The sequence below is a fragment of the Polynucleobacter sp. UK-Mo-2m-Kol15 genome (assembly GCF_018881505.1).
Lineage (GTDB): Bacteria > Pseudomonadota > Gammaproteobacteria > Burkholderiales > Burkholderiaceae > Polynucleobacter.
The window spans coordinates 1,992,310-2,011,992 of record NZ_JACVQC010000001.1; the positions used below are offsets into that span (position 1 = coordinate 1,992,310).

Here is a 19,683-nt window from a genome sequence, read left to right on the forward strand (position 1 = left end):
TTTAATCGTCCCAAATACTCCAGTTGATGGACGCAGGCGAAGGCTGAGTCCAAGATACTGGATACTTTCTCACTCCAATACCAAGGCGACTCCATATAAACGCAACCATAAAAATGATGCTTACACCGACTAATACTGTTACCCCAAGATGAATAAAGCTGGCATGTGCTTGAATCATAATAAGAGGATTTGCGCCAGCAGGTGGATGTACACATCTCAAAATTAATAGGGCTCCTATCGTTACAACCAAGGCAATGACGTAGGCCCAAAAAGTGTCGCCAAACAATTGATATGTCAATATTCCCACAATGCTACTAATAATATGTGCACCAAATACCGCCCTTGGCTGCGCAGCTGGAGCGGTTGTAAGTGCAAATAAAAACAGGGTAGTTCCACCTAAGGAGGCCAATAACAGTGGAGAGTTGGCTTTCGTAACCCATAAAGCTAAAGTAATTGCTACTGATGAACCAATCAAAACCCACACCAAACGGAGTATTAAGATTTTCATGGCTCAATAATAGCTATAAAAAAATAAAAGTCTCTTAATAATCAAAAAAAACTGATCCTTACACCAGCAGTAGGCCTATTTTTTGGGGCTACGGCCTGGGGCTTCCAATTATTAGCGATAGACTAAGCTGCACAGAAAGAACACAAGGGAACCAAAGGATCATCAGAGGAGCCATGCAAAGAAAAACCGCCCAAAGAGGCGGCTTCCTTTTGACTCAATTTATTATGCTAGTTTTGCGAACATGCATTAGCCAATGATTTACCAGCAATACGATCTTTGACCCAAGCCAAATAAAATGACTTAGATGATCCGGGAGTCGTAAAGTGAGATTGCTCACCAGGTAACTGCATTCTTCCCACATTACCACCCAGTTTGCACGCTTGATCTTGATAAAGCTTGTGCATCATCGGTGGAACAGCGGTGTCCTTAGATCCAAAGTAGACCTGTACTGGTGCAACAGGTTTAACTACTGGAACGCCACCTTTTTGCATTGCCTGCGACCATGCGACCGAATTAGTAGGAGCTTGCTTTAATAAAGTTGCATAGCTTGAGCCATAGTTAAAATTCAATGTATCGCTAGCTGCATGCATACATTTATTACCATAAATCTCATTAGCAACTTTTACCCCTTCATCAGTAAAAATATCAGCCAACTTCAGATTAGGAAAGGCAGCTTGCGTTCCCCAGTAATACATTGTTGCATGGGTAAAATTAAAGACATTATCCAAAAACATCTTTTGTGATCCCTGGAAATATTTATCCGCGGCTGCCTGATCCAGCTTGCCTGCTGGCGCTAGTATCGAAATATCTTGTGGTGCTAAAGCGACAAATCCAATCATATCTAGATTATCTGCTACGGTACCTTTTTGCTTAATATATTCAGGCATTCCTGCCAAAGCAATTACCGCTCCACCACCTTGAGACCAACCATAGACAATTGTCTTTTTATTTGCGCCCGTATCTTTCATTGAGACTGCAGCACGCGCAGCATTCATCGTATCCATAGCGTTAGTTGCTGCAACGCTATATTGATGTCTACCGCCGCCTCCAAGACCTTGATAATCAGTGGCTACAAGTACATAACCCTCTTTAATAAATTCCTCCACAGCAGGAATTCCATAATCAGTCCAAGAATTTCCACCCACTAAGAAATACTCATTCAAAGGCACTGCTGGATCAAGAACTTGGGATGGGCCGCAGTTTTGAGCTGCACCAGTTGTGCCATGGGCCCAGCTCATTACAGGGCGACCACCGGCTGGAACTGATCCTACTGGCGCCACAATTAAACCCGTTGAAATTGTTTTGCGACCTGAAATATCAGAAGAGATATAGGCAATCCTCCAGGCCTGAGCCCCTTTGACAGAGGTAGTAATTTTTTCCTGCTTGATAACTTGCCCCAATTGACCCTCTGGCACCATCTTCATGACAGCCGCATAGAATGACTGTACAGGCGGATCGGCATAAATAACCGAGGTATTGAAACTCAGTAAGGATCCAAAAATTAAAGTGGGTAGTATTTTTTTCATAAAGAACCTTATAAAAATAAATAAGCTAAATGTAGCGGACAAAGAAAGCATCGAACTCATATTTTAATTGGAATGTGATTTGCATTATGGTTTTTAATGATTCCATATTCCCGTTTGAAGACACTCAAAATTTACACCCTAAAATAAGTAAGGGGCTCGTTGCTAGCACCGTTAAGAAAAACTCTTTAGCTTGATGAGTCTATTTTCTCCGTATAATAATTTTGTAACATCAATGAAATTTGAATCAATTATTTAGGTAATAATGCTTCCGCCCCTTTTCTGATAAGCCAATATGAATATTTCTGATATCCGCAATAATGCCTTTGCAGTACCCATCAGAAGCCCTGCATACGCTAAGCCCCCATACCATTTCGTAAATCGGGAATTTTTTATTATTACTTACCGTACTGATCTAAAAAAACTGCAAGCAGTGGTGCCAGAACCTCTCACAGTTACAGATCCACTTGTGAGTTTTGAGTTTATTCGTATGCCAGATTCCAGTGGCTTTGGCAATTTCACAGAAAGTGGCCAAGTAATTCATGTAATGGGGCCCGATGGTAAACCCGGCACCTATTCCCACATGATGTATTTAGATGATGAAGCTCCGCTTGCAGCCGGCCGTGAAATCTGGGGGTTTCCTAAGAAATTAGCTAATCCAAAACTGCGAGTTGAGCTCGATGCACTAGTGGGAACGCTAGACTACGGCACGGTACGCGTTGCTACCGGCACTATGGGCTTCAAATACACTGAATTGGATGTTACCGCAGAAGAACGCAAGATCTCTACTACGCCTGGGTACTTGCTGAAAATTATTCCTCATGTGGATGGTACTCCGCGCATTTGTGAGCTGGTGCGCTACTACTGTAAGAACGTCAAAATGCATGGCGCCTGGTCAGGGCCTGCGCGACTTCAACTATTTGAGCACGCGCTTGCACCTCTTGCCGATCTACCCGTTCTGGAGATTATCAGTGCAAAGCACCTATTATGCGATATGACGCTCGATACGGGCGAGGTTGTATTTGATTATTTAAAGTAAATGTGTTTCATATGGGAAGTCACTTTATTTGAATTAGGGTGCGCAGCTATTGATCTCTGACTAATATATTCAGCAAACATAAACTATACCCATGGCAATTCGATCAATTTTAAAAATGGGTGATCCGCTCTTACTTCGAGCCTCTACACCCGTCCAAATTAATCAAATTCTATCTCCTGAGATTCAAACATTAATAGATGACATGCTAGAGACGATGCATAGTCAAAATGGCGCAGGGCTTGCTGCTCCACAGTTAGGCATTAACAAACAAATTGTTGTATTTGGTTTCGAAAAAAATCTGCGCTACCCAGATGCTGAACCTATAGAAAAAACTATTCTCATTAATCCCTGTATCACCATCATTGATCATCACGAGGAGGAAGACTGGGAGGGCTGCCTATCTGTTCCAGGAATTCGAGCAAAAGTCCCGCGCTACAAAAAACTTCGTTATCAAGGATACAGTCGCACCGGAGAACTAATTGATAGAACGGTGGAGGGATTTCATGCGCGCGTTGTGCAGCATGAATGTGATCACCTCCTGGGCACGCTCTTTCCAATGCGAGTGAAAGATTTTAGTAACTTTGGATTCACTGAGACTCTTTTTCCCTCCATTCCTCAGAATCCGTCGGAATAATTAAACTCTTACCATTTCTGTGGAGAGTTTTCTTTTCAGATGGCCCCGCCTAGACTTGAATCAAAGACTAGCGCAATCTTAAACCAAAGCAATCCGTAAAAAAATGGTTATCAATTTCGCTCGATCTTATTTCTCAGTAATTGCAGTGCATTCACGAATAAAAAATAGTTAGGCTCATCACCAACAGGGACAAAATGCTGAAGAGCTTGCTTATTGATCATTTCTAATTTTTTGAGCAGCCTTTCTTTCTCCTCGCTTGAGAGTGGCTTGCCCGTTATTTCTTTCTCTATATTTAAGAGCATTGCATAGTGAGTCCGCTCGCGAATGATGAAGCGAAACCGACGTAAATGAAAGTTGAGCTTAGATAAGGGATAAATAACTGCAAATGCTGCCAATACTACGAACCAAAATCGTTCAATAAATACTACAAGCCAATAAGGTAAGTATTCTGCAGTTTTTGGGGGTCCATAGTTGTAATAATTCCTAGCTATAGGGCTAATGGGAATAGAAGGATCAACATAGGCGGGGAACTCATTGCGCTTAGAGAAAAATAGTCGCGAGGAATCTTGGATGATTTGCTTGCCCGACATTAATAAAGCCAGCTGTAGCGCGGGATGCAGATCCTTACGTACAGCTAGAGTGGTTGTAGTAGCAATTAAAGAAATGTCACGTGCCGGTAATTTTTTTTCAATGTCAATTGATCCAGCAGGGATGATGACTGCATCAAGATAATTAAATTTTTTCTGATAAGCGATGGCATCTGGTAAATTAAACAGAGCCATATTTGGGGAGTGTATTAACTCTTGCACAAGTGGATCGAGCATGGTTGCTATAAAAATATAGACATCGGCCTTACCTGATAAAAAATTCTCTCTTGAGTCTTCCCATGACCTTGATATAAATTGAGAGTTGGTATCAATGTTAATTCCATTAGCCTCAAATAATTTTTTAGTCAAAATATAAGAACCACTTTTTTTCGGAGGCAAGACTACTCTAAATTTAGTTAAATCTTGTAAGGTGGTAATTTTAGTGGCCAGCTCATTTTTATAAAAAATCCAAACTGCGTCATAACTAACACTGCCAAGAGAATAAAGCTGCTTTTTTTGATCCTCAGATAGCGCTGCACCATATACAAATCCAGCATTCACCTTACTCTTAGCATCAGTTAACTCTTCGGCATTTTCTATCGCCCCGTTAGTAGCAACTACTTCTACAGTAATGCCATGCTCCTTTAATGGGGCGATAGCACCCTCACCGAATTGGTACCAATCTCCCCCCTTATAAGAGGTGGCTATCGTAATACCGGTAAAAGGAAATGGCTTCAGGTACACAATGACTCCGCCAATGAATAGCAAAATCACAATTGCGGATATACGGAGCTCAACCAGAGATTCCTTGATTGCAATAAGCTCATGCTTTAGGACTAGGCCTAAGTAATCAAATGTTTTCATTGAATAAAATTTAGCACAAGCGAGATCATTAAGCCCAAGCCCAAATCGCCCGGACTCTAGACTGCTTTATTTTGGCTTTTCCAGTAAGTTTTAACGCAGAAAACTCAAAATTGTTGAGAAAAACAGTAATTTGTAACAAGGTCTAAGCACCATAATTAAAATATACCAATTTACAGATACTAGGAATATATGGCACTAGAAAATTACTTTCAAGAGCTTGAAGAAGTCAATTTGGCGATTCAAAAATAGAATTCTAAAGCCAGATTAAATGCGGCAGAATATAAATGCATAGTTTCACTCATTACCGCCCCTCATCGGTATACACTTGATCAAATCTATAATCGGAAATAAAAATGATCTACATATCCAATCTATCTGAAGCTAGTTTGCTTATCATCCTACTGCTAGGCTCTATCGCTTTGAGCCTTTTGTGCTTCTTTTTAATTCAAAAATATTGCACCTGGCTAAGTCTAGACGATGATGGTATTTTCGGAACCATCTTTGCCAACACTATGCCCACATTAGTGGGGTTTGTATTTGCATTTGTGACTGTTGCAGCTTGGCAAAACTACAATTCTGTAAGTGATACGGTTTCAAAGGAAGCACACACATTATTTAATCTCTATCAAATCATGGATGCCTATCCAGGTGAGGCAAAAAAAGCTGGCCAAGCTGAAATAATTCAATATGCCAATATAGTCATTAAGCAAGAGTGGCCTATTTTGAATGAGCAGCAGTTTGACATTAATGCTTTTAAAAGTCTTGATCGCATCAAGAATATTTTTGTAAATCACAAACCATCCAATTTTGAAGGGACAGCAATCCACAATGAAGGCCTGAGCTTGCTATCGGACTATACGGACTTACGTCGCAATCGAATTGAAAGTGCGAAATCCTTTCTTGCAAAACCGATGTGGGCAGCGCTAATTATTTCAGCAGTTTTATTGATCATATTTTCAGCCCTCTTTAAAACAAAAAATATTCGCATTCATGCTGTGATGATCGCTTTGGTTGGCGGATCACTTGGCGTAATGTTCTTTCTCTTAGTCATCTATAACAATCCTTTTTGGGGTCCTAGTACGATACAACCAACCCCATTTCAGAAAACGCTTGAATCTATATCCATTATCAAGAAATAGCTTAGCCTTTATTTTTAAGCGTCTAGCTAAAGATGGTCTCGCACCAACGAGATCATATTAGATATTTTGTACAGGGAAATTGAATCCTGACAAACCAAGAAGGATGTGTAAAACACTACTCCCGAAAAAACCAAGTTTAGATTCAATATAAGCTTGATGATTAAGAAGACCTTCTGTTAACGAAGTTCAAGGACAGTTTAAGCAAGTGACTCTAAGAAATAACGGCTATGGTACTGGATTTAAATTAGCATGAGAAATCACTTGCCAGCCTTTAGCGTTCTTCTGCCAAACATCCAGCCGATAATGCGGCTCCGTGGACATTTTCTTGCCAGCGATTGTTTCAGTCCCGGTACTCACTTTGTATGAAATGGTGTAGACATTATCAGATTGAGTCACCTTAATGTCACTGAGCTTATAAGTACCAATCTTTGCCTTTGAAATTAACTCAATCCATTGGCTACGGTTTTGTACGCCCGTTGATATTGCCTGCTGGAAACTTGGCCCTATAGTTTTTTCAAAGCCAACTAAATCAACATTTTTCTGTTGCTCCCAGAATAATTGAGTAAGCTTTTCTCCCTCAATTTGGGCAGCAGAATTTTGCTGTGCAAGTACCAATCCTGGGGTAATTAAATTCAAGGATAGTAAAAGGCTAAGTGCTATTTTTTTATTGAAATACACAATATTCATTTTGATCTCTTTTCATTAATTGCTTCGATGTACTACCCTTAGTCTCATAACCAACCACCATGAAGACCGTCTTTTTACTTTAAAAAAATTAACATCCTTATCTAGAGGAATATATTTAGCAATTCTCTATTTTGAATTCAATAGATATTGCAATCATGCATGCCGGGAGTCAGAAAAAATAACTTAGAACCAATCCCTTGGTCGCTGATATTGCTGATAGATCCACCAAGACTTTAGCCTAGGGCCAAAGTATTTTATGTAATTACTGTGGCACCAAAAAATCTCATATATCTTTTTAGTAGAAAGTTGATTTCTTGGTACAGTAAAAATCCATCAGGGTCCTATGATCAATCACTCCCCTTCAAACCCAGGCCTTTAATTACGTCTCCCCACTTTTTAATATCAGCAATAAAGAGAGGGGTAAATTTTTGTCTACCAAGTGGCTTTACATCTATCCCATCCATAGTAAATTTTTTAGAAATTTCTGGAGAACTTGAAGACTCAACAATAATTGCACTTAACTTATCAAGGTCTGCTTCTGGAGTTCCAGCGGGAGCAAAAAATCCATACCAAGGCTCATAATAGAAATTTTTAATACCAGCCTCTTGAATAGTTGGTATATCTGGCAAAACTGAAGATCGTTTTTGACCGGATGTACCCAATGCCCTAACTGATCCACCCTGAATAAAAGGTAAGGCAGCAGGAATAGTTGTTAGAACAGCTTGAATTTGCCCTCCCGCAAGATCGTTAATCGCCTGAGGCATTCCTTTATAGGGAACATGCGTCAGCTTTATACCTGCGGCAGACTGAAATAACTCCATTGCCAAATGTCCATTACTACCTATACCAGCAGAACCATAATTTAATTTCCCAGGGTTTGCTTTTGCAAACTCAACAAACTCTTGAAGATTTTTAAATTTCAAGCTTGCTGGAATCAGTAGCACATTGGGGGTAACACCAACTGTTGCTATTGGTGCGAAATCTTTCTGAGCATTGAAAGATAAGTTGTCAGATAGCGCATTGCTATAGGTAATCCCCTGATGATGGGCTAATAATGTCAATCCATTAGGCTTGGCCTGAGCTACGAGGGCTGTCGCTATATTTCCACCGGCACCTACCTTATTGTCAACCAGGACGGGTATGCCCATTTTTTGGGATATTTGAGTACCCATAATTCGTGCAATGATGTCAACAGAGCCGCCCGCAGAAAATGGCACATAAATTGTAATTTGCTTTGATTGCGCAACAACGTTAGCACTCAAGATCAGCAATAAGCAAAAGTAAAAAATCCGTTTCATAGATTCACCTTAAAAAGAATTTGAAGCAGTTAATTTATACGCCAAGAATGGGAGAATTCCGCCGCACTGAAAGTAAGGCAGCTCCTCAAGCCGGAGTGCACTTATAAAATCACAATCGAACCTTTCCCCATTAACTCTCTCGACTGAACCTTTGACCAACTCACCAGTCAATGGAGGAGAATCGCCCATAGAAATGGTAATAGTTTCTGAGCCATCCAAGTTAAGAGACTTACGTGATTCACCCGGCTTGAAAAGCAAAGGCATAACACCAAAAGCAGCTAAATTAGACCGATGAATACGCTCATAACTCTCAGCAATCACTGCGGCAACACCCAGCAATCTTGTGCTTCGAGCTGCATCATCGCGGGATGACCCTGTGCCGTAATTTTTACCTGCAATAATAATCAGTGGGGTGCCGAGTTTTTGATAATCGACCGAGGCTTTTAAAATTTCTGTTATTTCCCCGCTAGGAAAGGCCTTGGTAAATCCACCTTTTTTTCCTGGAGCCAACTCATTCAACAAATTTGGATTCGTAAAGGCGCCCCTGAGCATCACGTCCCAATGGCCTCTTCTAGCCCCAAAGGTATGGAGTCGCTCCAAAGAAACACCCAATTTTTGTAAATATTGACCAGCTACACTTCCGGGCTGAATTCTTCCAGCGGGTGAAATATCATCAGTCGTAACACCATCTCCGAGTAATAATAAAATTCTCGCCTTTTCGATTAGCATTTTTGGGGGGGATGACGCCGAACCTTTAGTAAAGAATGGGGGCTGCTTAACAAAACCAGAAATATCATCCCAATCATAATTCTTAGAGTTAGAAATATTTAATGCTTCCCATAAGTCAGACCCTTTTTTTAAAGCAGCTCTTCTAATATTAAATAATTCCGGTTTCAGACATTTTGATAGGACTTCATTAATCTCTTGATTGCTTGGCCAAATATCAGCCAAGTAAATATCAGACCCATTAATCGTGGCTAATGGCTCACTCTTCAAATCAGCTGTAATCTTGCCAGCTAAGGCATAGGCCACAACAAGTGGAGGGGAAGCTAAATAATTGAACTGTAATTGCTGTTGAACACGACCACTAAAATTACGATTACCCGATAGAACTGCACAACCAACCAAGCCGTCACTTTCAATTGCCTCTTGAGCTAGCGGTAAAAGTGGGCCTGAATTTCCGATGCAGGCAGTACAGCCAAAGCCGCATAACTGGAAGCCAAGCTGGTCTAAGAAATGTTGCAGGCCACTACGCTCAAGATACTCGCCCACAACAAGACTTCCAGGTGCGAAGAGCGTCTTCACCCAGGGCGGCACAGTTAAGCCGAGAAGGGCAGCTTTTTTTGCCAATAGTCCAGCGGCAATCATTAGATGGGGATTAGATGTATTCGTGCAACTAGTAATTGCAGCAAGCAATACAGCCCCATTTGGGATGCCTGATTTATTGAGATCAGAATTTAAGGTATCGTGATTAGGAAAAGAACTTGGAACTTCGGATAACGCCCTCTTTTCTTCAGGTTTTTTGGGGCCAGAAATTCGAGGCTCAACTTCAGAAAGATTAAATTCAATCACTTGAGAGTATGTAGGCTGTACATTGCCATCAGACCATAAAGAGGCAGCTTGAGCATATTGCTTGAACAGGCCTTCTTGATCCCGACCTGTTCCCAACAAATACTCAAGCGTCCGCTCATCCCATGGGAAAAAGGCACAGGTAGCACCATATTCTGGAGCCATATTTGCAATAGTTGCACGATCTGGCACTGGAAGACTGGCAGCTCCAGGCCCAAAAAATTCTACGAATTTATTCACCACTCCAACTGACCTCAATAATGAAGTAACAGTAAGGACGCAGTCGGTGGCTGTTACACCAGCCGCCAATTGCCCAGATAATCGAACGCCAATCACCTCAGGCATGGGCATATTCAATGACTCTCCTAGGGATGCACCTAAGGCCTCAATCCCGCCTACACCCCACCCAAGTACACCTAAAGAATTAATTGTTGTCGTGTGACTATCTGCTCCTATCACCAATTCAGGGAAGATATTGATAGTCTTATCCCCCTGCTCCAATACATAAGCAGTCGCCAAAGACTCTAAGTTAACCTGATGACAAATGCCAGAGTCAGGAGGAATAATTCTTAAATTTTCAAAAGCATGGGAAACCCATTTTAAAAATGAAAATCTCTCAATATTTTGTTCATACTGTTGCCTTGAATTTTCAGCAGCTGCCAAAGAGCTACCTGAGCTATTGACAACAATGGAGTGGTCGACCACAAGATCCACTGGAATTTTCGGATTAATTTGCTCAGGATTGATGCCTTTATTGATTGCAGCTTGGCGCAGCGCGCAAAGATCCACCAAGACTGGTATACCCGTGTAGTCTTGCATTAAAACACGAGTGGCATAGATATTTATTGGAGAACCTTTTTTACTAGCTTCCTGCCAATTAACAAATAGATCAACTATAGATTTTAATTCTTGCTCACTTTTGGAATGACGCAGATTGCTTTCTAAAACAACCCTCAGGCAAAATGGCAATTGAGAAATATCCATGTTCGCATTGAGTTTACCCAACTTATCCAAGGCGATAAGTTGCTTTGTATTTACTTCACCCAGAATATCAAGCAAAGAATTTTCACTAAGCATTTGATGCATGCAAGATTACCCCTAAAGAAATAAAATGTAATTTTGAGTATAAGGCTGAGATTCTCTTTAGATCTAATCTTAAGCTAAAGTTTCGCGATAAGTTGCCCATAAATTAGCTATGCCCTCAATCAACATTTTTCTGCCCCAAAGTACTTTTTAAGCGATTTATAAGCACTCCTTAAAGTAACGCTTATAAGGAGGAGCGGCCCAATATGATCAAAGTGAGTATTGGGATCAGCATACTCCCGTCAACTAAAACCAACCTGCTCAGCACCACTATTTATCCTCAGTACTAATACCTCAGAAAGAATGTAATGAGCAAAATCTAAAGGGTCACGCGAGGCACCCACCCATTGAAAAAATGGGGTGCTGACCATCAAGAACCGAGACTAATTGAGCCATCAGCGAACCTAACTCCATATATTCATGAGTTAAAAGCACCTCTGATGATTTAAAAGTTGGGGCTACCAATTGCATTTAACCTCCTGCAAGATAACCTGTAGCCCCTATTGGAAATGCCTTGATATCTCTAACAATATGATGCGCTAGAAATAGGCTTGACCACGCTCAACTGGCGGCTCCCACTCACAATCTGACCATGGGCCATCGCCATTTTCTTTAATGTAAGAAATACTACCTTCTTTAGTTGGCTTATGGGAACCATTGAAAAAGTTTTGCAGCCAATCAAATACATAATCGTGACAATCCATGCCGCCTAAATTTGCAATACTCCATAGCGGGTGATATTGGTTTTCAAAAACCCACATCTCCTTAGGAACTTTTAAGTCTTCATAGGCCTCAATAGCATCCTCTAAAGGGCAGAGAGGATCAAACTCTCCAGTAACCAGCAAGGTTGGACACTTAATTTTATCCAAATGACCCCTGACAGTCATATCCTTAGCAACCTCTTCATCGAAACGGGCTTCGTCTTCATAGCCAGCCATATACATAAACATTTGTTTGAAGCGGGGTGAAGATTGAGTGAAGATCGTATTATTAGGATTAAAGCAAGCAACTGAAGAGACAACGACAGCAGCTCGATGATCATAACTTGATAATCTCAGTGACCAATAACTCCCCATGCTAATGCCGTAAATGGCAATCTTATCCTTATCAACTTCTGGTCGGGTCATTAAATAACTAATAACTGCCGCTCCTGCGCGCTCATAGTTATCGCCCACCGCTCTAATTTTTTGAATGTTCGAATTTCCTTGACCAGGACCATCCATCGCTAGTACGTGGAACCCACGTGCCAAGCCAATATTATGGTAAGCCTTCGGAAACACTTCCTTTGTCTGATCCATTCCTGGTACATAGATCACCACAGGCGCTTTCCGACGATCTGGCAAAAGATGTAGGAGGCAAGATATTGTTTTACCATCATCAAACTCAACCTCTACCCGCTCAATAGGATAGTCTGCAGTTTGACTTCGCAAATCAACCACCTCGGCTAACTTTGCATTTAGCTTCTTCTTAACAGGATGATCATCAAAATAAATAGGGTGTTGTGCATGGCGATAAGATTCAATCGCATGATCGAAATGGTAAGTCGCAGAAGAGTTTGCTCCGCGCGCCATAGCGGCCCTTCCTAGGCGCTCATGCCTCTCAGCTGCTTCAAGCCATACCTTCGGCAACATTCGATAGTTTCTAGCGCGCTTTCCTGTAGGCACTTCAATATCATCGCGCTCAAAATTCTGCACACGACCACGCATATTTAATGCGAGATCAAGCATCCACTGTTGATTATCGCGCTCAGTCCTCAGTTTTTTTAACATTGCGTCTCCTAAAAATAGTTATATTGATTTGAACTTCGCTGCCACTCTACAAGTTATAAAAGTTAACACCTAAAAAGAAAAAATACTCTTGGGTGGATCAGAAAACTTGCACAGCCATACTAGATTCTGTGAATCTTCGATACGAGCAGGGTTTATTCATTTTTCAAACTTGATAAATGCTCACTCAAATTTGACTTTATTTTCTGAAATAAATTCAGCCCATTTGCCTGTCTCAGATTTAACTTGATCGGTCCATGCTTGCGGTGACTTTGACAGTACCACAGTCATCATGCCTTTACTCATTCTTTCCTTTGTCTCAGGGGTAGACATGACTTTTACAATCAGGCTATACAACTTATCAATGATCGGCTTAGGCGTTGCAGATGCGACAAAAATTCCTTGCCATGCATTGGTGCCAACACCCTGATAACCAAGCTCTGCCATAGTTGGCACATTAGGCATTTCCACCAATCTCACTGGCGCAGTAGTGGCAAGAGCCTTGATCTTTCCAGCTTTAATTTGCTCGTTGGTTGAGGCCAAATTAACAAATGCTAATTGCGTTTCATTAGCCATTAGCGATGGAACCATACCGGCAGCACCATTTTTATAAGGTATGTGCACAATATTTGTATTCGTTGTTCTGGCAAACTTAAGCATATCCAAGTGTGGATATGATCCGATTCCTGCAGAGCAATAATTTACCTTACCTGGATTTTTTTTAAGGTAGTCGATCGCCTCAGGCACAGTATTGGCTGGAAAATCTGCACTAGCAGCAAGCACATGAGGAATTTCTGCAAGCTCGGTAATCCCAACTAAATCTCGGGAAGGCTTGACATTTCCGTTGCCACTTTCATTGATCGCATTTGTAGTGACATTGCCAACAAAAAGGGTGTAGCCATCAGGCGGGGACTTAATTGCTGCCTCAAGTGCAATATTGCCAGAGGCTCCTGTTTTATTTTCAACAATAAATGCCTGACCGGTTGCCTCTGCCATCTTGCTAGCAAGATAACGAGCCACTATATCTGTTGCTCCACCAGGCGCAAAGGGAACAATAATTTTTACTGGACGAGAGGGGTAGTTTTGCACATTCTCTACAGTCTGCGCGAGAGCAGTCTGTGTATTCAAGAAACTAAAAGCTGATAAAACAAAAATACAGTTTTTTAAGAATTGTCTTGATCCAACCCATTGACTCAGAAGCATAACTGATACCCCTCTTATCCGAATAAGTAAAAAAAATTACACTAAAAAAATAAGCCTAGCAAACTTCATGCTAGGATCATAACAACAAATATCCACAATAATCAACGGAGACTTCAATGACAAGCAATTGGAATTTATTTGGAAAAAAATCAAAGCGTTTAGGTGGGATACTTTTTTGCGGATGCTCCCTATGCCCAATCATCCCGAATGAGGGCGGCGGCTCTACGAGGTCGGCTAAAAGAAGCCCAGTCATCATCAATGGGAAACGAGCCAAAACTGTTGACATACATGCTCATTGCCTTTTTCAAGAAGCGATGGACTTACTGGATGACAAAGGCCTGTCTGTTATCCCGCCAACCTTAGGTGCTCAAGAGCATTTCATTCGTACGGAAGATGGATTAAGAGAACGCATTCGCGGTATGGATGAGATGGGGATAGATGTAGAGATTATTAGCGTAAACCCGTACTGGTATGGACTTGACCGTGAACGTGCAGAGAAAATTTGCGCCATTAACAATGAATGCCTAACGGAGTTAAACGATAAATACCCCGATCGACTTTATGGTTTTGCCTCCTTAGCCATGCAATTCCCTGACTTGGCTGTAAAGCAGTTGGAAGAGGCTATGACAAAACATGGCTTAAAAGGTGCAGCTATCGGTGGTAGCGTTTTGGGAGATGACTTTGCAAATCCGCGCTTTCATCCGGTGCTAGCTAAGGCTGAAGAGTTGGGGGCTACCTTATTTATTCATCCTCAAAGCACGCCTCAGTTAGCTTCGCGATTTAAAGGAAATGGTTGGCTGGCGAATACTATCGGTAATCCACTGGATACCACCATTGCCCTGGAAAAATTAATTTTTGAAGGGATCTTTGATAAGTATCCTAAGTTGAAAGTATTAGCAGCTCATGGCGGAGGTTTTTTAGGTTCCTATGCCCCGCGTATGGATGTGAGTTGCCGCATCTCGCCCACAAACTGCAATCCGGATATCAAGCTCAAGAAAAAACCATCTGAGTATCTCAATCAAATTTATTTTGATGCTTTGGTATTTACTGGTGAAGCCCTGCGCCACCTAGCTGCCCAAGTTGGGGCGAGTCAAATCATGATTGGTACTGACTGGCCCATTCCATGGGAGTTAGATCCAGTTGGTCACATCATGAATACACCTGAGCTAACTGATGATGAGCGTTTCCAAATACTAGGGGGTAACGCTAATAGGGTATTGAATTTAGATCTTTACAAGGATGCTTAATTTATAGAAACTAATGTAGAGTAGATTTTTGCTTTTGTGATCTTGAAATAACTTTTAGGAGCAACAAATGAATTTGCTATCAAAAAAACGTCGCTTAATTCTCCAGGCTGGTGCAGGGAGCTTGCTTGGGTTTCCTTTGACCTCTTTTTCTCAAGGGGCCTACCCAAATAGGCCAATTAAAATTATCGTTCCTTTTCCACCAGGCAACACGATCGATATATTAGCCAGATTAGTACAAGGCAAAATGTCAAGCGTGCTTGGGCAAAGCGTCATTGTTGAAAATATTTCTGGTGCTGGCGGAAGAATTGGTATGGCAGCAGTTGCAAGAGCCAATCCTGATGGCTATACGATTGGCGCCGGACAGTCTGGAACTCTTTGGGTTCAGCCTCATACAACCAAAGATAGTCAATTCGATACCTCAAAAGATCTCGTTCGAATCGCATTATCGGTGCGTAACTTTAATGTACTTGTTCGCACCAATAACACTCCATTTAGCACCCTTCCAGAAATGATTAGCTGGGCTAAAGCAAATCCAGGGAAATTAACTTTAGGCACAAATGGAGAGGGTGGATTTCCCCATCTCTGGTTTGAGGATCTCGCAAAACAGGCGGGCTTCACATTCACCTTTGTACCCTACAAGGGCGCTACTCAGGTTGCTACGGATCTAGTTTCTGGTCAAATTATGGTGGCTGCTGATGGCGTTTCTGCAATGGTTCCATTCATCAATAGCAATCAAATTAAATTGGTGGCTGTAACCAGTGAAGCACGAGCTCCCCAGTTTCCGAATACACCAACAGTTGCAGAAACGATCCCAGACTTTTCTGCTGCCGGCGAATTCGGCTTCGTTGGGCCAGCCAAAATGTCCCCAGAGCATATTCGCATCCTGAACAATGCAATTAATACAGCGATTCAATCTCCAGAAGTTCGTGAAAAACTTCCAGGCCTTGGACTTACACCAATTGTTCAATCGGCAGAGTATTTTGAACAAGTCTTTACAAAGCAATATGAGCGGTTTGGCAATATCGTCAAAGCAATTGGATATCAACCCAAGTAACAAAAAAACATCGTCAGTGATTTGATCATTTAATCAAATCACTGACGTTTTTTTCTTAATACTTTAGCTGAAGAACTCTTTGCTAAGGGATTCCTAAAATTCAAGGAATCTCCAGATACCATTAAAAAGTTTTTTAAATTTTAGGGAATTTTCTAGCAGCCCAGTAAACGGCACCATTTGGTCCGTATTTCTCAGCATGGGGAGTATCAGAATCCATTGTGAAGGTATCCCCAACTTTTAAGTGCGCAGTGTCATTACCACGTGTAAGCCACATTTCTCCCTCCGCTACTACAGCATGGACAGCAAACTCATGCGTATGCGTATGGCTTATTTGATTGGGATCCCATTTACGGACAGATACCTCATCATATCCAATAGCTTTTGTTTTCTCTGTAAATTCTTCTAAGCTTATTAATGTCATCTTAACTCCAAAATGTATATTGATAATGCTTATCTTGCAGAATAAATAAAGTTTGTGTATGGAACTGTATCAAGCTTAGCGTTCCATCCAAGCGATTTATAAATCCATGGCTGCAATAACATTCGCTTGATTCATTGGTAAATTACGGACGCGAACTCCCATAGCACTATTCACAGCATTGGCAATCGCAGCGGCAACTGGACCAGGCATACACTCACCAACCCCAAGAGAAGGCTCATAGGGCCTATTAATCAATTCAATCTCCAGCTGAGGAACTTCTTTAAAAGTGAGTATGGGATAGTCCTCCCAATTGAGCGAGGTAATTCTGGTTCTATCAAACTGTAATTGCTCTTTTAGTGCCCAGCTAGAAGCCTGAATAATTCCGCCTTCAATTTGATTCAATACGCCGTCAGGATTAATGATGAGACCGCAATCAACAGCAGCAAAGATCTTTTTAACTTTAACAGTATCCTCCATCACAACCTCTGCAATAACCGCCGCATAAGCACCGCTATTTTTATAACGTCCAAAAGCTACGCCATATCCATGGGTCCCATCGCCTTTTGCATCCATTTTCCACTGGGCTTTAGCGCTGACCGCCTTTAATACCGCAATAGCCCTCTCATCCCTCAGATGACGAAGACGGAATTCAATAGGATCTAGGCTTGCCTCAGCAGCAAGTTCATCCATGAACGACTCGATAGCAAAAATATTTAAATGTGCGCCCAATGCCCTTAGGGATGAGCTCCGAATTGGCATCGATTGTATTGCGTGATTCACCACCTTACAGTTTGGAAGCTCATAATATGGGACGGCATTGCGATGACTGCCGCCTCCCAATGCAAAAGGAATGTCGACCGGCATTGGAGCTTGTATTCCATCACCCATATGCCAAGCAGCTAATAGCCCCGGGGTTTCTTGACCACGAGGGCGGCCACTATGCCGATTACCCCAAATTTCTTCTTGCCATGATGTAATTTGGCCTTCCTTATTTACGGACCCCAAAAGCTTTACAACCGAAGCCGGGCCATAAGGCTCCCAAGCAAACTCATCTTCGCGCATCCACTGGACACGCACTGGAATTCCGTCCATCGATATCGCCAGCAAAGCGGCATCTAAGGCGACGTCATCAGCGCCATTGTGACCATAACATCCAGCACCTTCCGCATGACGAACAATAAGCTTATCTAATTCAAGCTTTAATACTTTGGAAAGCTCTAGTCTTAGTGCAAAAATAGATTGGCTATGTGCCCAAACCTCTAGACAGTCATCGCGCTTCCAAGCTAAAGCACATGAAGGCCCGATGGATGCATGTGCCAAATAAGGTCTAGTAAAGGTAGCAGAGATTTTCTCCCCAGGAGGATGAGCTTCAGTTGTTGTGTCATGTACAACTTCATCTTCAGATGCTTGGGCATATAAAAATTGCTCTATGCTGTTCATGTCAGGCAATGAATCTACTTCACTCCATATGGAATGTTTTTTTATTGCTAGCATGGCATTAATAGCCTGCTCTTCTCTTTGGGCTACAACTCCAATAAAACTTCCATCTCGCAGCAACTTTTTAACTCCTGGCATTGCCAAAATCAAGGACTCATCCAAAGAAATTAACTTTGCATAAAATGATGGGGGACGAGCTATTCGGCCATGCAACATGCCAGGCAAGACCATATCATGCAAAAAAGCTGCCCCGGTAACCTTGCTTAAAATATCCTTTCGTGGAGCTGGCGTACCAATGAGTTCATAGGCACCTGAATCTTTAGGCTGCGCTTTGCCGGTAGGCTCAAGCTCTAAATTTACCTCATCCAAAAGCTGCCAATAGGAGGATATTGGTTCACTTTTTTCACTATAGATAAGTCCGTCACTTACCCTTAGAGAATCAACCGGAATATTGAACTTAGCTGCAACCGTCTCTAAAAATAACTGTCGGATCTCTGCGCAGACGAAGCGCATACTTCCTCCGCCATCCTGAATTGATCGACTACCGGCTGTTGCGCCCTCATCTGGACTAATGCTTGTATCGACAGGAGAAATCTGTATTTTGGAATAACTAACATCCAGCTCTTCAGCGGCAATTTGCGCAATTGCAGAAACAATGCCCTGCCCAATCTCAACCTTACCAGGTCGAATGGTTACAGTGCCATCCTGATTAAATTTCACACGCTGACCTAATCGCGTGTTACTTAAGAAAGTCATAGGCACAGAAGCCTTAATTTGCTGAGACATTTAAGACCCCCTCCCCATTGCTACCACTTTCTCTATTGCCTTTACAAATCGATTGTGAGTGCCACAACGACATAAATTTCGATCAAGGGCTTCGCGTATCTCAGATTCAGTGGGGTTAGGATTCTGATCCAGCAATGCTTTTGCTGAAATTAATATGCCACTGACACAATAGCCACACTGAGCAGCTTGCTCATCAATAAAAGCTTGCTGAAGGGCATGTAAATTATCCGGTGTCCCAATCCCCTCAATGGTTTGTATATTTTTACCTACACAATCCCACAAAGGAACATCGCAAGAGTGTATTTTTTTTCCATCAATTAAAACGCTACAAGCTCCGCACAAGCCAAGGCCACACCCAAAACGTGTACCCATCAGTTGTAAATCATTTCTCAGAATGTATAAAAGCGGGGTGTTCTGATCTGCTACGATGGAATGATCTACACCATTTACTTTCAAATATATTGGGCTTGTCATATAACTATATCCTCAGATTTCCACTTCTAGGCCAAACCAAAAGTACGTCTCAACAAGGTGAAAGAAGATAAGATTGAAAGTATTAGTAAGTTCATTCTTATCCTCTTTTTCCTATTTTATTGAGCGCCTTTAAGGGCTCACGTTAACCATAAATTCATCATGGATAAATTTACCACGATAGTCTTTATATGTCCTCAAGGCTCCTAATATTTATCCTTTTGCAGATGGGCTGGGCTGGCGAGGAATGGGATATTTGAATTTATTGTCAGAGCCTACCAGGGCCTTTGACCCAGGGCCAAAGGATTGTGAGAGCAGAAGCCCATGATAGGGCCCCATAAATAGCGTGTATACGGGTAGTCAGTAT

At 41.8% G+C, this 19,683-nt stretch carries 16 protein-coding genes; 5 read left to right on the top strand and 11 right to left on the bottom strand.

Features of this window, described 5'->3' with window-relative positions:
- Position 1 precedes the first annotated feature (1 nt).
- Together ICN43_RS10260 and ICN43_RS10265 are read right to left on the bottom strand one after the other, a co-directional pair.
- On the bottom strand, positions 2-508 hold the full coding sequence (locus ICN43_RS10260) for an HPP family protein (protein WP_216199512.1): 507 nt from the start codon (positions 506-508) through the stop codon (positions 2-4).
- 227 nt (positions 509-735) lie between these two features.
- Entirely contained in the window at positions 736-2,034 is a 1,299-nt protein-coding gene (locus ICN43_RS10265; RefSeq protein WP_216199514.1) for a lipase family protein, read from the bottom strand.
- Between the two features lie 292 nt (positions 2,035-2,326).
- Here ICN43_RS10265 and ICN43_RS10270 point away from each other — a divergent pair, with 292 nt between their 5' ends.
- Positions 2,327-3,070, top strand: a complete 744-nt coding sequence (locus ICN43_RS10270; protein WP_216199516.1) for an acetoacetate decarboxylase — start codon at positions 2,327-2,329, stop codon at positions 3,068-3,070.
- 91 nt (positions 3,071-3,161) lie between these two features.
- The gene (def, locus tag ICN43_RS10275) at positions 3,162-3,704 is read left to right on the top strand and encodes a peptide deformylase (RefSeq protein WP_216199517.1); all 543 of its coding nucleotides are present in this window, start codon (positions 3,162-3,164) and stop codon (positions 3,702-3,704) included.
- A 110-nt stretch (positions 3,705-3,814) separates the two neighbouring features.
- On the opposite strand, the gene ICN43_RS10280 is transcribed toward def, so the two are convergent.
- Positions 3,815-5,155: a TAXI family TRAP transporter solute-binding subunit gene (locus ICN43_RS10280; RefSeq protein WP_216199519.1), complete on the bottom strand. Its 1,341-nt coding sequence runs from the start codon at positions 5,153-5,155 to the stop codon at positions 3,815-3,817.
- A gap of 353 nt (positions 5,156-5,508) precedes the next feature.
- On the opposite strand from ICN43_RS10280, the gene ICN43_RS10285 reads away from it, so the two are divergent.
- Entirely contained in the window at positions 5,509-6,294 is a 786-nt protein-coding gene (locus ICN43_RS10285) for a DUF4239 domain-containing protein (protein WP_216199521.1), read from the top strand.
- 225 nt (positions 6,295-6,519) lie between these two features.
- On the opposite strand, the gene ICN43_RS10290 is transcribed toward ICN43_RS10285, so the two are convergent.
- From ICN43_RS10290 to ICN43_RS10310, 5 genes are all read right to left on the bottom strand, one after another.
- Entirely contained in the window at positions 6,520-6,972 is a 453-nt protein-coding gene (locus ICN43_RS10290) for a nuclear transport factor 2 family protein (protein WP_216199522.1), read from the bottom strand.
- Between the two features lie 356 nt (positions 6,973-7,328).
- Positions 7,329-8,279: a tripartite tricarboxylate transporter substrate binding protein gene (locus tag ICN43_RS10295; RefSeq protein WP_216199523.1), complete on the bottom strand. Its 951-nt coding sequence runs from the start codon at positions 8,277-8,279 to the stop codon at positions 7,329-7,331.
- 9 nt (positions 8,280-8,288) lie between these two features.
- Positions 8,289-10,934, bottom strand: coding sequence for an aconitate hydratase AcnA (gene acnA / locus ICN43_RS10300; protein ID WP_216199524.1), 2,646 nt, complete (start codon positions 10,932-10,934; stop codon positions 8,289-8,291).
- A 536-nt stretch (positions 10,935-11,470) separates the two neighbouring features.
- The gene (locus tag ICN43_RS10305; protein WP_216199525.1) at positions 11,471-12,700 is read right to left on the bottom strand and encodes a S9 family peptidase; all 1,230 of its coding nucleotides are present in this window, start codon (positions 12,698-12,700) and stop codon (positions 11,471-11,473) included.
- Positions 12,701-12,880: 180 nt separating this feature from the next.
- Entirely contained in the window at positions 12,881-13,825 is a 945-nt protein-coding gene (locus ICN43_RS10310; RefSeq protein ID WP_216199526.1) for a tripartite tricarboxylate transporter substrate binding protein, read from the bottom strand.
- A 191-nt stretch (positions 13,826-14,016) separates the two neighbouring features.
- Between ICN43_RS10310 and ICN43_RS10315 the strand changes: the two genes are divergently transcribed.
- Both ICN43_RS10315 and ICN43_RS10320 read left to right on the top strand, forming a co-directional pair.
- Positions 14,017-15,147: an amidohydrolase family protein gene (locus ICN43_RS10315; RefSeq protein ID WP_216199527.1), complete on the top strand. Its 1,131-nt coding sequence runs from the start codon at positions 14,017-14,019 to the stop codon at positions 15,145-15,147.
- Between the two features lie 67 nt (positions 15,148-15,214).
- Entirely contained in the window at positions 15,215-16,201 is a 987-nt protein-coding gene (locus tag ICN43_RS10320) for a tripartite tricarboxylate transporter substrate binding protein (protein ID WP_216199529.1), read from the top strand.
- A gap of 133 nt (positions 16,202-16,334) precedes the next feature.
- Here the strand turns inward: ICN43_RS10320 and ICN43_RS10325 are convergent, their stop codons facing one another.
- From ICN43_RS10325 to ICN43_RS10335, 3 genes are all read right to left on the bottom strand, one after another.
- Positions 16,335-16,622, bottom strand: a complete 288-nt coding sequence (locus tag ICN43_RS10325) for a cupin domain-containing protein (RefSeq protein WP_216199530.1) — start codon at positions 16,620-16,622, stop codon at positions 16,335-16,337.
- A 96-nt stretch (positions 16,623-16,718) separates the two neighbouring features.
- The gene (locus ICN43_RS10330) at positions 16,719-18,845 is read right to left on the bottom strand and encodes a molybdopterin cofactor-binding domain-containing protein (RefSeq protein WP_216199532.1); all 2,127 of its coding nucleotides are present in this window, start codon (positions 18,843-18,845) and stop codon (positions 16,719-16,721) included.
- Positions 18,846-19,319, bottom strand: a complete 474-nt coding sequence (locus tag ICN43_RS10335; RefSeq protein WP_216199534.1) for a (2Fe-2S)-binding protein — start codon at positions 19,317-19,319, stop codon at positions 18,846-18,848.
- Positions 19,320-19,683 lie beyond the last annotated feature (364 nt).

Excerpts from the sequence above, each read along its gene's own strand:
- ICN43_RS10260 (WP_216199512.1), bottom strand. The coding sequence starts at position 508 with ATGAAAATCTTAATACTCCGTTTGGTGTGGGTTTTGATTGGTTCATCA.
- ICN43_RS10265 (WP_216199514.1), bottom strand. The coding sequence starts at position 2,034 with ATGAAAAAAATACTACCCACTTTAATTTTTGGATCCTTACTGAGTTTC.
- ICN43_RS10270 (WP_216199516.1), top strand. The coding sequence starts at position 2,327 with ATGAATATTTCTGATATCCGCAATAATGCCTTTGCAGTACCCATCAGA.
- def (WP_216199517.1), top strand. The coding sequence starts at position 3,162 with ATGGCAATTCGATCAATTTTAAAAATGGGTGATCCGCTCTTACTTCGA.
- ICN43_RS10280 (WP_216199519.1), bottom strand. The coding sequence starts at position 5,155 with ATGAAAACATTTGATTACTTAGGCCTAGTCCTAAAGCATGAGCTTATT.
- ICN43_RS10285 (WP_216199521.1), top strand. The coding sequence starts at position 5,509 with ATGATCTACATATCCAATCTATCTGAAGCTAGTTTGCTTATCATCCTA.
- ICN43_RS10295 (WP_216199523.1), bottom strand. The coding sequence starts at position 8,279 with ATGAAACGGATTTTTTACTTTTGCTTATTGCTGATCTTGAGTGCTAAC.
- acnA (WP_216199524.1), bottom strand. The coding sequence starts at position 10,934 with ATGCATCAAATGCTTAGTGAAAATTCTTTGCTTGATATTCTGGGTGAA.
- ICN43_RS10305 (WP_216199525.1), bottom strand. The coding sequence starts at position 12,700 with ATGTTAAAAAAACTGAGGACTGAGCGCGATAATCAACAGTGGATGCTT.
- ICN43_RS10315 (WP_216199527.1), top strand. The coding sequence starts at position 14,017 with ATGACAAGCAATTGGAATTTATTTGGAAAAAAATCAAAGCGTTTAGGT.
- ICN43_RS10320 (WP_216199529.1), top strand. The coding sequence starts at position 15,215 with ATGAATTTGCTATCAAAAAAACGTCGCTTAATTCTCCAGGCTGGTGCA.
- ICN43_RS10325 (WP_216199530.1), bottom strand. The coding sequence starts at position 16,622 with ATGACATTAATAAGCTTAGAAGAATTTACAGAGAAAACAAAAGCTATT.
- ICN43_RS10330 (WP_216199532.1), bottom strand. The coding sequence starts at position 18,845 with ATGTCTCAGCAAATTAAGGCTTCTGTGCCTATGACTTTCTTAAGTAAC.
- ICN43_RS10335 (WP_216199534.1), bottom strand. The coding sequence starts at position 19,319 with ATGACAAGCCCAATATATTTGAAAGTAAATGGTGTAGATCATTCCATC.